This is a genomic window from Planococcus halotolerans (assembly GCF_003289955.1).
GTDB classification, from domain to species: domain Bacteria; phylum Bacillota; class Bacilli; order Bacillales_A; family Planococcaceae; genus Planococcus; species Planococcus halotolerans.
The window spans coordinates 472,568-488,830 of the sequence record NZ_QLZR01000001.1 but is presented as its reverse complement, the minus strand read 5'-3'; the positions used below and the strand labels follow the sequence as shown (position 1 = coordinate 488,830).

Below are 16,263 nucleotides of genomic sequence, written 5' to 3'. Positions count from 1 at the left end.
AAGAAAATGCCAACTTACAACAAACTCGTCCGAGACCACATCCCGCAAGTAATTGAGAAAACCAACAAACAGTTTTCTACTCGTGTTCTTTCGAAAGAAGAATACATGGTAGAAGTTAAGAAAAAATTGAATGAAGAACTCGAAGAATATCAGGAAGCAACAACAAATGAAGAGGCAGTGGAAGAACTGGCTGACATTCTTGAATTGATGTATGCCGCTGTAAAAATACATGGAGCAACAATTGAACAGCTTGAAGAAGTTCGCCGGTCAAAAGCAGAAAAACGAGGTGGGTTTGAGAAAAGAATTTTCCTGATCGAGGTTGAAGATGACTAAGCTGGAATTGGTAACTTCTGAACTTCTGGGACATTTGGAGAAGCTTTCGAAGGAAGCGAAAGAGATACATTGGATTACGGCTTTTGCGATGAAATCAGGCATCAACTTAATTCTCCCATTTCTTCAGGAAGCTGCAGAACGAAAAGTGCCGATTAAACTTTTGGTTGGAGATTATTTATTCGTTACTCAGCCTTGCGCGTTAGAGATGCTGCTTGAACAATTGCCGGAGGCTGAAGTGCGTCTCTGGAAAAGCGGGGGAGTTTCATTTCATCCGAAATCTTACCTGTTTCGCGGAACTGAAAAATCTCACTTGATCGTAGGTTCTTCAAATATTTCTGCTTCTGCGTTAACACGGGGAGTGGAATGGAATTTGATCGCTCCTACTTCAGTGGACAATGAAGTTTTTGAAGAAGCTGTGAATCAGTTTCATACTTATTTTTACGGGGAACAGACCATTCCGCTGAATCGTGAGACTCTTGCTGAATATACCGAATTACATAAGAACGCCAATATCAAGCGACCGATCAGTCCTGTGTGGTCCGAAGCTGAAGAAGTCGAAATGACGGTAGGTCCAGCGCAGCCGCAGGAAATAAGCGAGCCGCCTGAAACATATACCAAAGAAATATCTCCGAGACCGGCTCAGCGGGAAGCGCTCGAAGCTTTGGAAAATGCAATGGATGAAGAATACAGCCGGGCAATGGTCGTTTTAGCTACTGGACTCGGCAAAACATATCTCGCTGCTTTTTTTGCAGATAAGTTCAAGAGGGTGTTGTTTGTTGCGCACCGGGAAGAAATTCTGTTCCAGGCGAAGCAGTCGTTTCAGCATGTGCATCCGGATAGAACAAGTGCTTTTTATAATGCTTCGGAGAAGAAAACAGATGCAGATTTTATTTTTGCTTCTATATATACATTAGGCAGCCAATATCACCTGGATCGCTTTGAACCGGATGCATTCGATTTGATCGTAGTGGATGAATTTCATCATGCAGCAGCTCCGACCTACGAGCGGCTGTTGAATCACTTTGAACCAAAGTTTCTGCTGGGTATAACAGCAACACCGGACCGTATGGACAATAAAGATGTCTATGCGTTATGTGATGGCAACGTAGCGATTTCGATTCACTTTCTGGACGCCATTGAACGGAATTGGCTTTCGCCATTTCAGTATTACGGCGTTTATGATGACACCGACTATTCAGCTATTCGCTGGCTAGGGACACGGTACGATGAAGAGGAACTGATGCAAGTTCAGCTCCAGGAAGATTTCGCCGGCAAGATTCTGGCAGCCTGGCAGCAGCATAAGCAAACGAGGACAATCGTCTTTTGCTCGTCTGTCAGACAAGCGATTTATATGAGTGAGTTTTACAGGAAGAATGGAGTTCGTGCTATTGCTCTGCATGGCGGATCGCCGCCTGATCAACGGAAAGCAGCAAGAGCTCGATTGGATACAGGCGAACTTGAAGTCATTTTCACTGTCGATCTTTTCAATGAAGGAGTCGATATTCCGAAGGTCGATACACTATTATTCATTCGGCCAACTGAATCACTGACGGTTTATACTCAGCAAATAGGAAGAGGCCTGCGTATTGCAGACGGCAAGTCACATTGTGTGATCATCGATTTCATCGGGAATTACCAGAATGCTGACCTGAAACTATCGGTGTTTGATAAAACAGGAAAAGCCGGTGTCAGCAATCCAATCGAACCCCTTGTTCCTTCAGCATGTGAATTCAACTTGGACATACAAGTAATTGACCTAGTGAAAGAGCTGAACAAAAAGCGCGCTCCGCGAAAAGAAGCTGTGGTTCTGGCTTATAGAGAGCTAAAGCGGGAATTCGGCAGAAGACCGACTTATTTAGAATTCCATTTACATGCTAATTCCGATTCGAAAATTGTGAAGCAAGAATTCAAGAGCTGGTTCGGCCTGCTGGCATATGCAGATGAATTGGATGAAACGGAGCAAGGTGTTTGGGTGAATCACAAAGACTGGCTGATTGAAGTGGAAAGAACAGGGATGACGAAGAGTTATAAGATGGTTGTTCTCAGTTATATGCTTTTAAAAGGTGACGATCAATGGCTGGATCCGATTACTCCGCAGGAAGCAGCTCCATACTTCCATCAATACCTGACAGAGAAAGACTATCGTTTGAAAACTGATTTCAGTGATGAACAAGGTAAGAGACTGAGAAAGTATAACGAAAAAGCTGTCAGTGATTTGATTGCACGTATGCCGATGACTAAATGGAGCGGGAGTGCGAAAGAAGGGTTAGTCAGTTTTGAAGAAGGCGTATTTAAGCTGAATTTGAATCCTGATAAAGAAGAGAATAAACTTTTGTGTTTTTGGACTAAGGAAATCTCAGACTATAGATTGCATAGTTATTTTGAGAGAAAGAGTTCAACTCCGCTTTTAAATTAACTTATAGCAAAGTATTCCTTTAATAATCCCCCTTTTTTAGCGGATAAAAATAGAAAATAACAGGAGGAATTCGGTGGCAAAAGTATTTTATAACAATATTGGTGATCGTGACGCAGTTTACATAGCAGCAGATAAATGGAAGGAACATTGTTTACTGCAAGAAGGTTCTTTATTTAATGCTGAACAAGAGTTATGGACATTAAAGAATCTGCAGACTTTGAAGTCTAGATTTAATGACAATCCTCTTTACACTGAAAAAATGACTTTCGACAAAAAGTTCGAAATGCAGTTACAAGGGTCAGAAAAGGAAATATATCAACTCGCTCTGGAAATCATGTATATCTACTATCTATTTCCGTACTCAGGAACTGTAAGTTATCGCACTAAATTGCTCAAGTTAAAGGATATAGCCAGTTGGGGTCAAATTTCATATAATGAAAGCCATCCTATGCTCCAGCATTTGGAATTAGGCATCGGTGCTACAGGTACATATTATAATACGGCAAAGTTCGAAGAAATCTCTTATATTATTCAATTTGCAATCTCCGTTAAACTTATGTCCCGTGAAGAACGAGTAAACGCGCTTAATAATCCGTGGGAACTGAAGAAAATTATTAGTGATACAAAAAATGTAATCGGCAAAAACGTTCAGGTCCAGCACATTATTTCTCATTTACTTGCTCCGGATTATTATGAATGCATGGCCAGTGCAGGTCACAAAGTTCTTATTGAAAAAAACTTTAAAGACCGGATTAAAAATACTGAAGAAACAGATATTGATAAGAGACTTTTTAAAATCCGACAATCGCTGGAAGCCGAAGGAAAATATGATCCGGTGAATTTTTACCATAATGAAGAACTAAAAGAAATTTGGAATCCAGTTCGTGTAGTAGGTACACCAATAGTTCCACAACCTGTTGAAAACCCAGATAAACCCAAAGGCAAACCAGAAGACATGAACATTGCTAATTTAGGCAATCTTGTTTTTGAAAACGAAGAGATTTTGCAGTCTCAAATACAAACTGCTTTGAAAAGTGGTAAACATATCATTTTTACTGGTCCACCGGGCACCGGGAAATCAAAATTAGCAAACGAAATTTGTAGACAGACCGAAGTGGAAAGCAAACTGGTTACTGCAACTTCAAATTGGACAACTTATGACACCATTGGAGGTTATAAGCCACAAAAAGACGGAGAATTATACTTCGATCCAGGTCTTTTTCTCCAATGCTTTAAAGATAAAGAAGGCAATGATTTAAACGAATGGTTAATAATCGATGAGATTAACAGGGCGGATATAGATAAAGCGTTTGGACCTCTCTTTTCTGTGTTGGCCGGGGATGAAGTAACCCTTCCATATGAAGCGATAGATGGTTCGCAAATTATACTGAAACCTGAAAGTAAAACTGCAGGTGATATTCAGCCCAATGAATATGTTATTCCAAAAAGCTGGAGAATTATCGGAACTATGAATACAATCGATAAATCTTCGTTATTTGAAATGAGTTATGCTTTTATGCGCCGTTTTGCCTTTATTCCCGTCAGTGTTCCGAAATCCATAACAGGGTCACTGGTTGATGAATATTTAAAGGTGTGGTCAGTGCTGGATTATTTGTACACGGATACGCTAACGTCGCTTTGGAGAATCATAAATGAGTATCGCAAAATTGGTCCAGCGATCGTCCGGGATATTGCAAATTATACAATTGAGGATGGTGACTTTACGTCTGCTATCATCTTATACGTACTTCCTCAATTTGAAGGTTTAAGTGATTATAAAATCAAGGAATTTGTTATGCATATCAAAGATCAATTAGGTGATGCGATTGCGCAGGAACTATTGGTAGATTTCATCGAAGACTATTTCCAAATAGGTGTCACTGATGAAGTTTGAGTGGATGATCAGCGAAGTAAGCAATTATCTGTATGGATATTTAAAAGATGGAGTTATCCAGATAGATTCGGTTATTCATCATGCTGACTTTACAATCGATCGTTTACAGGATTTACTCAAGTTACGATTTATCAAAAGCGATCACACGATTGCGTTTATGAAATCTCTTGAAAAAGAATTAGCTTCTATAAAATCTTCAACCAACTCAACAACCATGGAAAGTTACTATGAGGTCAGAGGAGAAATTTTATGGGAAGAGACGCTTCATCGGAGGCTCCAGACGAATCCAAAAGACCATTACCGATTCATAACTAGGGAAACGGAACGCACTTTTAATACGGATGAAAATTTGGTGTTAAAAGAATTGTTATCAAAACTTTATACGTATTGTTATGACGACCAGTTCTTGAAACTCTTCGCTGCCCGTCCATGGTATGAGGATGTAATGAATAATCGCAGAAATGTTGAAGATGCTCTCTACCATAATATATATGTATCTAAAATTGAAAAACAAAAAGTATCCGATAGAATCATTAATAAAGCAAAAACGCATCGCAAGAAAATTTACCGTGAAGCAGCTTATCTTTTGTATTTCATACACCAGTTGGAGCAGGGGAACTATACCTCCGAACACTTGAAAGATGTGCTTCACGAATTTTTCATCTTACCCGCTAACGAAGATGTGTTATTCGAACTATATTGGATTGTTCAGATTTTAAAGAAACAAAACAACGCAGAGTATTATTTAATGGATGGCACCAATTCAAAAGTTGCCAGTTGGGCAGATGGAGAATACGATTTTCACTTGTATCATGACAGTGCAGGCTCGAACCGTGTGAGATTTGCTGTTCACAGTGATGAAATAGCAGAAAGTGAAAATCCATATTTAATTCATGAAAGCCGTTCTTTCTATAAATACCATCAATTGGCGCAAACTTTCTTTAATAAGGAAAAGTCATTGAATTATTGGCGGGGGAGACCCGATATTTTAATTGAAAAGGTCCATCGCGAATCGAAACAGTTGGCGGAATTGATTATTGGAGAAATTAAAAATACCCAATCCATCAATTATGCATCAAAGGGATTGAGTGAACTTGTTAGTTATATGCACCTTGTAAAAGATAAAAATGGGCAGTATTTAATTGATAGCGATGTATTGATAAGAGGCTTATTATGCTTAGGGGAAATTGAAGTAGATAGAGCAGAACAGGAAAAGGTGAGGATTGTTTCTTTATATAATAAGGAAGTAACTATCTAATTTAAATAACTAAAACCAAAAGCGGATTACCGATAAGGTGATCCACTTTTGGATTTTTCATTAATGTTTGAAAAGGTTTGTAACGATCCTGCATCCTGATTGAGCCAAACTTTATAAATTGCCTTAAAGCAGGTGTTGTGGAGGTAAAGAGTCTCTTCCCTGAAGAAATTTTCGCTATAGACAAAGAGTAAAAAAAGCAAAAGCATAAAAAAACAAAAAAATCAGCTGATTAGTCAGCTGAATTTTTAATGAATTAAATCTTATAAAGGTGCAGCGCCAGTTAATTTCCGTTCACTCAGCAAACCGCCTGCAGCTTTGACACGGATTTTCGTGGCATTGCCTGGTAGGTAGGAAAGCGGAACTTCCTCCAAATCGACGATGACCAAATCATCTGGATCGGCACCAGCTTGGATGGCTTCATCAAAAGCCATTTTCTTGGCCAATGCCAACGTTTCTTCGCGGCCCAGTTCATCGGTTTTGAAGATTTTCTCGATCTGACCGCTCACCTGTGAAATTGCAGAGCCGATGGCGTTAGCGACTCCTGAATTTTCAGGCTTGATAACTTTGGATGCACCTTTCAGTTCGGTTGGGAACAAGATGCTTCCGCCGCCAACCAGGATGACAGGAACAGGGTCTGAACTTGTTTTCATCTTGTCGATCGTCTCTTCTGCCATGTCGACCATTTTTGTATAGACTTTTTTCAGCACTTCTTTATCAAGATGGGAAACCAGGGACGGATCTCCGAGGTCTGCAATACCTAGAGCTACAGCGACGTCGGTGGTTGTCAGCGTATCACCACCGAAGACAAGCCCTTTTTCAATCAGTCGATAGCCGACACTTTCCGGTCCGATTTGGAAACTGCCATCCTCATTTAACGTAATGATCGTTCCGCCGCCCAGTCCGATGGAAGCGATATCCGGCATGCGGAAATTAGTCCGGACGCCGCCGATTTCAACGGCTAGAGAAGACTGGCGAGGGAATGATGCCACCAGTACGCCAACATCTGTTGTTGTACCGCCCACATCGACGACGAGTGCATCGGGGTGATCAGTCAAATAAGCTGCACCGCGCAGACTGTTGGTCGGTCCGCAGGCAATCGTAAGAATCGGGTATTTCACTGTATATTCGACAGACATCAAAGTGCCGTCATTTTGACCGAAGAAGATATCGGCATGAATGCCTTCCTGCTCAAGAGCTTTGATGAATCCATTGGCAGTGGAAGTTGCAACATCAACAATTGCAGCATTGAGGATGGTGGCATTTTCACGTTCGAGCAGGCCGACACTGCCGATTTCACTCGATAGGGAAACGGCGACTTCATCTCCAAGCACTTCTCTCACGATTTCTCCAGCTCTTGTTTCGTGTTGGGTTGAAACGGGTGAGAAGACGGAAGTAATGGCGATCGAATCGACTTGTCCCTTCAATTCCTCTGCAATTTCACGGATACGTTCTTCGTCGAGCGGCACGATTTCACGTCCGTCGAATTCATTGCCTCCGCGTACGATATACAGGTGTTTTCCAAGAATGGAACGCAGATCATCAGGCACTCCGACCAACGGTTTGATCGCTGTAGTGGCCGGAGCGCCAATACGGATGGCCGCCACTTTGTTCAGGCGTTTCCGCTCGACGATAGCATTGGTGCAATGCGTAGTGCCGAGCATTGCATAGTGAATCTGCTCGACCGGCACACCGCTGGCTGCAACGACTCTTTTCAGGGCTTGGTAAATCCCTGAGCTGACGTCTTCTGTTGTTGTTGCTTTCACTTCTGAAATGACGTTATAAGCTTCATCTAACAGGACGGCATCGGTATGGGTTCCTCCAACATCAATCCCTATGCGGTAACTCGCCATATTAAATCTCCTCCTTCACTAAATGCAGTTCTTCCAGCGGCTGAAAATCGAGGTCATAGCCGAAGTACCGGGGACCGGTCACTTCGATTCCTTTTTCAGTGCGCCATTTCGGGTCACATGGCATGCCGATGACTGTGCAGCGGGATCCGTATCGGAGCCCTTCTGTCGTAATAGGCATTCCGGTGTCTGAGTCGAGAACGGTAATCAGATCCGGTGTTACACAGACAGTACGGCCATCCACTTGAGCAAGCAGATGCTCATTCTGGAAATGCAGTTTGCATTCTTCGTTTTTATTATCGTTCAATCCTTCGATAGTAGCAGTTCCTTTAGCGAATCCGTCCTGTGTTTTGCGGTTGATGTCTGTAACCTTTCCTTGGAATAGGACGCGGCCAGCAGTCAAACCAAGAATGCGATCTACAGGATTTTCATTCTCTTTCTTTGCTGCCCGGATTTCTGCGCCTATCTTTTCTTCAAGAGACAGGATGTTTTTAATAGCCGATTGCTTTACAACGCGGCCTTCCATCGGATAGATGGCGAGCATTACTGAACCGCCCATTTCAATGGTTGCAGTGCGGGCAATCCGTTCAGCCCAGACACTGTCGATCGTATTCAACAGCAAACTGTTCTTTTTTTCATCGGATAAAACCATCGGGGTTGCAGAAACACCTTCCAGATAGAACGTGACCATCTGAAGCTCCGGGAATGCGCGGCCCATTCCGTCTGCATCAATGACCGGAAGGCCGAGGGTTGCTGCTAAAGCAAGAGGCAGCAATGAATTGATCCCGCCGGCTTCAATGGGCATAGTGGCATAAATTTCTTTTCCAAGGTATTCCTCGAGCGACTTGAATGCAGCGATGGCTTCTTCACCGTTCGGAACTTTTTCAATCATTACTGTCGGTGCCCCCATCATGGCCGATGGGACAATCAGTGCGTCGTCCGGAACTTCCTCCGGATCGAGCAGCCGGATTGGGCCGTGTTCTTCAATGGCTTGCAGCGCCATCAGTTTGCCGATGTATGGGTCACCACCGCCACCAGTGCCGAGTAAGGCTGCGCCAATGGCTATGTTTTCGATTTCTTCTTTTCCAAGTAGTCTCAAGAGAAATTCCTCCTTTAGTTTTTATTGAAGATCAGATCAGTTTGTTTACTGCCTTGAAGAACTTTGCTGGCAACCAATTGCACAGCGAATGCAACTAGAAAGGCGTCAAATCCGGAAGCGCCGGTCAATGTGAATAATCCAAAGCCATTAGGAGCGGGAGTTGTAGCAAAAGCGACCAAAGAAGCGAAAATCCAAATAGTGATACCGACATAATTTACATTAGGCTGAGCATCAAGATTACTGAATGTGTATTTCTTTCGGTTCATTAGATAGTCAGCGACATAGATACCGCCGATCGGTGGTATCAGGGCACTCAGGAAAATCAGGAAAGGGATGAAATGTGTGTAAATTCCTCCCACAGCCATCGATGTACCAATAATACCGGCCGCAATGGTTAAAATATATTTCGGTGTGTGCTTGAAGATTACTGAAAATCCGAGTGCTGAAGAGTATAGATTGTTATCGTTGGTAGTCCACTGCGCCAAAATCAGAATCAGCATGGCACCTGTTCCCCAGCCGACTCCAAGTAAAATAGAAACAATATCAGTCTGTGCTGTTGCTTTCGCCAGTACAGCAGCGATTAGCAGCACTGCGCTGAATCCGGCGAAGAATCCGACAAAAGAAGAGATGACAGCATCTTTGGTCGACTTGGCATACCGGGAAATATCAGGGCCAATGATGGCGCCGACTGCCAAAGAGCCGATGATCAATGATACGGAAAGGCCGATTGTCAGCGGGTCTCCTGTCGCCGGAACACTGAGAACTTCGCTTAATGACTGATTGCTCATCACGCGGATCAATGAAGCGACCAGAAGGATGCCGAGAAGCGGGACGGCAAGAAGGCTGAATTTCTCAATAGCCTTATAACCGAAAAATGCAGTCGTGGTCATCAGGATTCCTCCTGCAACAACCAGTATTTTAGGGTGGACGTCAATATTGAAAACATTGAGCAGGACAGTGTGGAGGCTGGCCCCGAATAAATCCACTTGAACACCGAACCAGCCGAACAAAGCAATTGCTATAATTGCCGAAACAGCATAGGAACCGTATTTGCCGAGTGAAAACCTGGATACAAATGAAGTGGACAATCCTGTTTGTGCTCCGACGACAGAACAGAGAGCACTGACAACAGCCAATAGGAAACAGCCGATCAATGTTGCAATGACAGCACCAGTCATTGATAAGCCGCTGCCGAGCGATCCGCCAAGAACTGTAGCTGATAATGCAATAACTGCTCCCATCCAGACAATGGAAAGTTTCAGCCATCCTTTCCGTTTTTCCTGTGGGACGGGTTCACGTTCGAAATCCTGAACTAAATTTTTAGCGAATCTGTTTTCCATTCCATTTCCTCCTCAAATGTTTTTATTTTAACTGGGGAAGACCATAGTTCCGGTCCAATTGGAGGAATATCGACTGGATGATTTCATCCGCCGCTTGAACCTGTTCCTCCAGATAATCGGAGTCGTATATATTTATTCCCCAGAAGACACCGTTGGCAAGTAATACAAATTGTTTAATGATGCTATCCATTTCAAATGTCTGGATAGAAGGATATGTTTTCATCAATGCGCTTTCAAGTGATTCCAACATCCAATTATCGAAATCCAGCATATATTTCTGAATATGTGTTTTTATACTGGGAATCGGCGCAGTGACCAAAGAGATATAGGCAGAAGTTTCTGCTTGGTGGAATGTGTGATGGTCCACGATTCCTCGGAGCACCGCTGAAAAAATACGATTCACCGGCTCATGAATATGGCTTTCCAAAACTTTTTCCATGGCGTTATGGTGATTTTCCGAAATTTCCTGGAATGCGGCGATAAAGAGAGCTTCTTTATTCTCGAAAAAAAAGTAAATGGATGCCGGCTTAATGCCGACCTCATCAGCAATTTTCTTCATTGTCGCTCCCTGGTAGCCATACTTTGAATATTGAAGGATTGCGGCTGCTAAGATTTCTTGTTTTTTCACTTCTTCACCACCTAACAAGTATTAGGTGAAATTATATGGTCGAATTTTCAGTATTGCAAGACTTTTTTAGAAAAAAATGAATAGTTAAAATAAACAGATTAATTGAAAGCGATTCCATTTCAGCAAGGGCAAGGAACTAGATAAAAAATATTTATTTTTAAAATTGAGCAGAAAAGTCACAGATGCAGCTCTTCTTTATAGAAGAACTTTACTTTTTCTTTTTCATTCTGATGTAACGTAATTTAAATCAATCCTTTATTACCTCACCATACGAAATCACTTTTCACTCAAGCACAAAGGATTTCTTCCTTGATTAATCCAACGAATAGTAGCATCATCAAACTTAGAGGCTATTGGTTTTAGAGCGTAGAACATCTGAGGAGGAAAACGGAATGCCGGAGTTGCAGGGAGTCTTGCCCGTTTTGCGGAATATGAAGGACTTTGAGCGTTTGCTGGAAAGCCATCATCCCTATATTATTTTTCTGGAAGTGCGGCTGTCGCAGCTGCAGGTTTTGGTGCGGACCGCGAAAAAGGCGGGGAAAAAAGTTATTCTTCATGCCGATCTGATCCAGGGGCTGAAGACGGATGCTTATGGTATGGAGTTTCTGGTAAGGGAGATCAAGCCGGACGGCATCATTTCGACACGTGGCAATGTGATTACGCTGGCGAAGAAGAACAACCTGCTGACGATTCAGCGGCTGTTCCTGCTGGACAGCCATGCATTGGAGAATAACATCAAGCTGATCGGCCAGGTCAAACCGGATTATATCGAATTATTGCCCGGGATCATTCCGTCAGTGATCGAGGAAGTCCACCAGAAGACCGGTATTCCGATCATTGCAGGAGGGCTGATCCGCAGTGCGGAAGACGTTGAGCTGGCATACAGCGGCGGAGCCAAAGCCGTATCCACATCAGATTCCGAGCTGTGGGAGTTATGACGGAGAACGATGTGTTGACCGCGCTTTCAAAAGCTGATAAATTAGAATGACAAGTTAAGAGCTGTGTAAGAGAAGAGGAGACCCGCACTGTAACGGACAAATTCTGATGAGGAATTTGTCCGTTTCGTGCGGTTTTTTTGTGTTTTTCGGGTTCTGGACTGACTATCCTGGAGGAGATTATTGTGACTGAATTTTTAGCGGAAGTGATCGGAACGATGATTTTGATCATTTTTGGAGCCGGCGTTGTGGCCGGTGTCGTTTTGAAAGATTCGAAAGCGGAGAACAGCGGCTGGATTGTGATTACCATTGCCTGGGGGCTTGCTGTGACAATGGGCGTCTATGCGGTAGGGAATTTTTCCGGCGCACATTTAAACCCCGCTGTTACACTCGGTTTTGCATCTATTGGAGAATTGCCTTGGGCAAAAGTTCCTGTTTACATAGCGGCTCAAATTATCGGTGCCATTATTGGTGCGGCCATCGTGTTTTTCAATTATTTGCCGCATTGGTCACGGACAGAAGACAAGACGACAAAATTGGCTGTTTTTGCGACAATTCCCGCTATCCGCCGGCCGCTTTCCAATTTGGTCAGTGAAATTATCGGGACCACTGTCTTGGTCATGGGACTCCTGTTCATCGGAGCCAACGAATTTACAGAAGGCTTGAATCCATTGATCGTCGGTGCGCTGATCATCGCGATCGGCATGTCGCTCGGCGGAACGACAGGCTATGCCATCAACCCCGCGCGTGATTTGGGGCCGAGAATTGCCCATGCCTTATTGCCGATTCCCGGTAAAGGCGATTCAGACTGGTCATATGCCTGGGTTCCTATTGTAGGACCGGTTTTTGGCGGTATTTACGGGGCCGTTTTCTACAAAGCCATATTTACAAATGCATATGGATTGCCATTTTGGATACTGAGCGCAGTCTTCTTATCGGTTTTATTGACCGCTGCAGTTGCAGAATTGAGAACAAGCCGCCAGAAGGCAGAGCAATTAGAAGAAACTACGGTTTCATAGATGTTGGAGGAGAGCGACTTGAAGAAAGAATATATCTTATCGATCGACCAGGGTACGACAAGCTCACGGGCCGTACTGTTTAATCATAAAGGGGAAATCGTCGAAACGGGACAGCAGGAGTTCCAGCAGTTTTTCCCGAAACCGGGCTGGGTGGAACATGACGCCAATGAAATCTGGACGTCTGTTTTAGCCTGTATCGCGGATGTGCTCCGCAAGTCGGAAATCACGCCTGATCAAATTGCTGGAATCGGCATCACGAACCAGCGTGAAACAGCAGTGGTCTGGGACCGCAACACCGGCAAACCGATTTACAGAGCGATCGTCTGGCAGTCTCGTCAGACAGATGGAATCTGCAAAGAGCTGAAAGAGCAAGGGCACGAAGAATTGTTCCGCAAAAAAACAGGTCTGCTGATCGATGCTTATTTCTCGGGTACGAAAGTCAAATGGATTCTGGACAATGTGGAAGGCGCCCGCGAAAAAGCGGACAATGGCGATTTGATGTTCGGCACCATCGACTCGTGGCTCGTCTATAAATTGTCGGGCGGCAAAAAGCATGTGACCGATTACAGCAATGCTTCGCGCACGTTGATGTACAATATCTACGATTTGGAATGGGACGATGAACTTTTGGAGATTCTGACAGTGCCGAAAAGCATGCTGCCGGAAGTACGCCAGTCGTCTGAAGTCTACGCGGAAACCATCGACTATCATTTCTTCGGCCATAACGTGCCGATCGCCGGTATGGCCGGTGACCAGCAGGCTGCTTTGTTCGGACAGGCATGCTTCGAAAAAGGGATGGCGAAAAACACTTACGGTACGGGATGCTTTATGCTGATGAATACCGGAGAACAAGGCGTTCAGTCAGACCATGGCTTACTTACGACATTGGCATGGGGCGTCGACGGTAAAGTCGAATATGCGCTTGAAGGCAGTATTTTTGTCGCCGGTTCTGCAATCCAATGGCTGCGTGACGGTCTTGAGCTTCTTGAGCGCGCACCGGAAAGCGAAGCGCTTGCGGCGTCGGTCGATTCAACGGACGGCGTCTATATGGTGCCGGCATTCGTGGGACTTGGAACGCCGTATTGGGATACCGATGCACGCGGGGCGATTTTCGGTTTGACACGCGGCACGACAAAAGCGCATTTTGTCCGGGCAACGCTCGAGTCACTCGCCTATCAGACAAAAGACGTTGTAGATGTTATGATAGAAGATGCAGGAATCGAACTCAAAACATTGCGTGTTGACGGCGGAGCTGTCGGCAACGATCTTCTGATTCAATTCCAGAGCGATATTCTGAATGTACCGGTGGAACGTCCGGTCATCCAGGAAACGACAGCACTGGGCGCTGCTTATTTGGCAGGTCTGGCCGTCGGTTTCTGGAAAGATAAAGAAGAAATCGCCAAGCAATGGCAAGTCCAAAAAACGTTTAACCGCAATATGGCGGAAGAAGAATGCGAAATACTTTATACCGGTTGGCAAAATGCAGTTGCGTCAACGCGCACATTCAAACCGGTAAAGTAAAACAACTTTACAAGTTAATATCACAGGCCGGAGATAATGAGAGACCAAGCCAGTTCAGCAGAAGAAATTCTGCAGCTGTGCCGTGGTCTCTCTTTTTTGTGGAGATTACAGGTACAGAACGGAATAGAGCATCTTATATATGGAAGAGGAGAGATTTTTGATGAAATTTTCAAGTTTGAAACGCAGCGAAACAATCGGTGCCATGAAAAACGCACCTTTGGATTTATTGGTGATCGGCGGAGGGATTACGGGTGCCGGTATCGCCTTGGACGCGAGTGTCAGAGACGTCAAAACGGCAGTGGTGGAAATGCAGGATTTCGCAGCGGGCACCAGCAGCCGTTCAACGAAATTGGTGCACGGCGGTTTGCGTTACCTGAAACAGTTTGAAGTGAAAATGGTGGCTGAAGTCGGCAAGGAACGTGAAATCGTTTATGAAAACGGCCCTCACGTGACAACGCCGGAATGGATGCTGCTGCCGTTTTACAAAGGCGGTACGTTCGGTCCGTTGAGCACGAACGTCGGCTTGCGCGTCTATGACTTTTTGGCGGGCGTCAAACGGGAAGAGCGCAGAAAAATGCTGAGCCGCAAAGAAACGCTGAAGCGCGAACCTTTACTGAAAAAAGAGGGCTTGAGAGGCGGCGGTTATTATGTGGAATACAAAACAGATGATGCGCGCCTGACCATTGAAGTAATGAAAAAAGCAGTTGAAAAAGGGGCTCTTGCATTAAACTACGCTAAAGTCGTCGATTTCATCTATGACGGCGGCAAAGCGGTCGGCATCCGCATGGAAGACCAGACAAACGGGGACATCCATGAAATCTTTGCGAAAAGAATCGTCAATGCAGCCGGCCCATGGGTCGATACATTACGGGAAAAAGACCATTCGAAAAAAGGCAAAACGCTGCAGCTGACAAAAGGGATCCACCTGATTTTCGACGGCAAGCGTTTCCCGCTGAAGCAGGCCATCTATTTCGATATGCCGGACGGACGGATGGCATTCGCTATTCCGCGTGAAGGCAAAGTGTACGTCGGTACAACGGATACCGTTTACAAAGCAGACATTGCACATCCGACGATGACACGTGCTGACCGTGATTATGTACTTCGCGCGATCGATTTCATGTTCCCGGAAGTGGCTATCAGCGAGGAAGATATCGAATCGAGCTGGGCAGGATTGCGTCCGCTTATCCACGAGGAAGGCAAAGATCCTTCAGAAATATCACGTAAAGACGAAATTTTCATTTCAGATTCAGGGTTGATTTCCATCGCTGGCGGCAAGTTGACCGGCTACCGGAAAATGGGCGAAAGCATTATTGACCTGGTTACGGAGCAATTAAGAAAAGAACAAGATTTGCGTTTCCCGAAAGTCTCAACGAAGCATCTGCCGATTTCCGGCGGTGAAGTCGGCGGGTCGGAAGGATTCAAATCGTTCCGCATTGACCGCGAACAGCAGGCGATGGCAATGGGACTGAACCAGGAAACAGCTGCTATGCTGACAAGCCGTTACGGTGCCAATGTCGACCAGGTGCTGGGATTGTTCGCCGGCAGACGCGAAGAAGCGGCACAGGCAGGTCTGGATCCATTGGTATTTGCAATGCTCCGTTACGCGATGGAGTATGAAGCGGCTTATAAACCGGTAGACTTTTTCGTCCGCCGGACTGGAGCATTATTATTTGATATCCAGTTTGTGTACACCTTCAAAGAAGTGGCCATTGCACATATGGCGGAAAGCTTTGGATGGACAGAGCAGCAAATTCAAAGCTATACAACAGAATTGGATGTGCTGTTGTACGAAGCGACGAATCCGGTTGGGTGAACAGCATAAAATATAGACAAGAAGCAGCCGAAGAAAAATTGGCTGCTTTTTGCTTGCTCAAATATTCAGAACAGGGATTGACAGCGCTTTCTTTTACGTGTAACTTTAAAGACAACAAGTTAAGAGCTGTGTTGGAGACCTGAGATTCGCACATCAA

The 16,263-nt window shown here is 44.5% G+C and carries 12 protein-coding genes; 8 read left to right on the top strand and 4 right to left on the bottom strand.

The genetic code is table 11. The annotated features are described in order from the left end of the window. Positions 1-6: 6 nt before the first annotated feature. The 4 genes from DP120_RS02265 (at position 7) to DP120_RS02250 (ending at position 5,901) form a co-directional block, all read left to right on the top strand. A complete protein-coding gene (locus DP120_RS02265; RefSeq protein WP_112221553.1) occupies positions 7-333 on the top strand; it encodes a nucleoside triphosphate pyrophosphohydrolase in 327 nt (108 codons plus the stop codon). Further along, positions 326-2,749, top strand: a complete 2,424-nt coding sequence (locus DP120_RS02260) for a DEAD/DEAH box helicase family protein (protein ID WP_112221552.1) — start codon at positions 326-328, stop codon at positions 2,747-2,749. The genes DP120_RS02265 and DP120_RS02260 overlap by 8 nt, the downstream gene beginning before the upstream one ends. Positions 2,750-2,822: 73 nt before the next feature. Then, positions 2,823-4,643 (top strand): AAA family ATPase, encoded by a 1,821-nt coding sequence (locus DP120_RS02255; protein ID WP_112221551.1) that lies wholly within the window; start codon positions 2,823-2,825, stop codon positions 4,641-4,643. Next, positions 4,633-5,901: a hypothetical protein gene (locus tag DP120_RS02250; protein WP_112221550.1), complete on the top strand. Its 1,269-nt coding sequence runs from the start codon at positions 4,633-4,635 to the stop codon at positions 5,899-5,901. Before DP120_RS02255 ends, DP120_RS02250 begins: the two co-directional genes overlap by 11 nt. A 260-nt stretch (positions 5,902-6,161) precedes the next feature. Here the strand turns inward: DP120_RS02250 and DP120_RS02245 are convergent, their stop codons facing one another. The 4 genes from DP120_RS02245 to DP120_RS02230 are packed head-to-tail and all read right to left on the bottom strand — an operon-like array spanning position 6,162 to position 10,815. Next, positions 6,162-7,751 carry a hydantoinase/oxoprolinase family protein gene (locus DP120_RS02245; RefSeq protein ID WP_112221549.1) on the bottom strand — a complete coding sequence of 530 codons (1,590 nt, stop codon included), beginning with the start codon at positions 7,749-7,751 and terminating at the stop codon, positions 6,162-6,164. A 1-nt stretch (position 7,752) separates the two neighbouring features. Then, positions 7,753-8,847 (bottom strand): DUF917 domain-containing protein, encoded by a 1,095-nt coding sequence (locus tag DP120_RS02240; RefSeq protein WP_112221548.1) that lies wholly within the window; start codon positions 8,845-8,847, stop codon positions 7,753-7,755. 14 nt (positions 8,848-8,861) lie between these two features. Then, positions 8,862-10,187, bottom strand: coding sequence for a cytosine permease (locus DP120_RS02235; RefSeq protein WP_112221547.1), 1,326 nt, complete (start codon positions 10,185-10,187; stop codon positions 8,862-8,864). A gap of 22 nt (positions 10,188-10,209) precedes the next feature. Beyond that, the gene (locus DP120_RS02230; RefSeq protein WP_165843697.1) at positions 10,210-10,815 is read right to left on the bottom strand and encodes a TetR/AcrR family transcriptional regulator; all 606 of its coding nucleotides are present in this window, start codon (positions 10,813-10,815) and stop codon (positions 10,210-10,212) included. A gap of 392 nt (positions 10,816-11,207) precedes the next feature. On the opposite strand from DP120_RS02230, the gene DP120_RS02225 reads away from it, so the two are divergent. From DP120_RS02225 to DP120_RS02210, 4 genes are all read left to right on the top strand, one after another. Then, the gene (locus tag DP120_RS02225; RefSeq protein ID WP_112221545.1) at positions 11,208-11,753 is read left to right on the top strand and encodes a glycerol-3-phosphate responsive antiterminator; all 546 of its coding nucleotides are present in this window, start codon (positions 11,208-11,210) and stop codon (positions 11,751-11,753) included. A gap of 182 nt (positions 11,754-11,935) precedes the next feature. Continuing rightward, positions 11,936-12,769 carry an MIP/aquaporin family protein gene (locus DP120_RS02220; protein ID WP_112221544.1) on the top strand — a complete coding sequence of 278 codons (834 nt, stop codon included), beginning with the start codon at positions 11,936-11,938 and terminating at the stop codon, positions 12,767-12,769. An 18-nt stretch (positions 12,770-12,787) separates the two neighbouring features. Next, positions 12,788-14,290: a glycerol kinase GlpK gene (glpK, locus tag DP120_RS02215; protein ID WP_112221543.1), complete on the top strand. Its 1,503-nt coding sequence runs from the start codon at positions 12,788-12,790 to the stop codon at positions 14,288-14,290. A 160-nt stretch (positions 14,291-14,450) separates the two neighbouring features. Further along, positions 14,451-16,106 (top strand): glycerol-3-phosphate dehydrogenase/oxidase, encoded by a 1,656-nt coding sequence (locus DP120_RS02210; protein WP_112221542.1) that lies wholly within the window; start codon positions 14,451-14,453, stop codon positions 16,104-16,106. Positions 16,107-16,263: the final 157 nt, after the last annotated feature.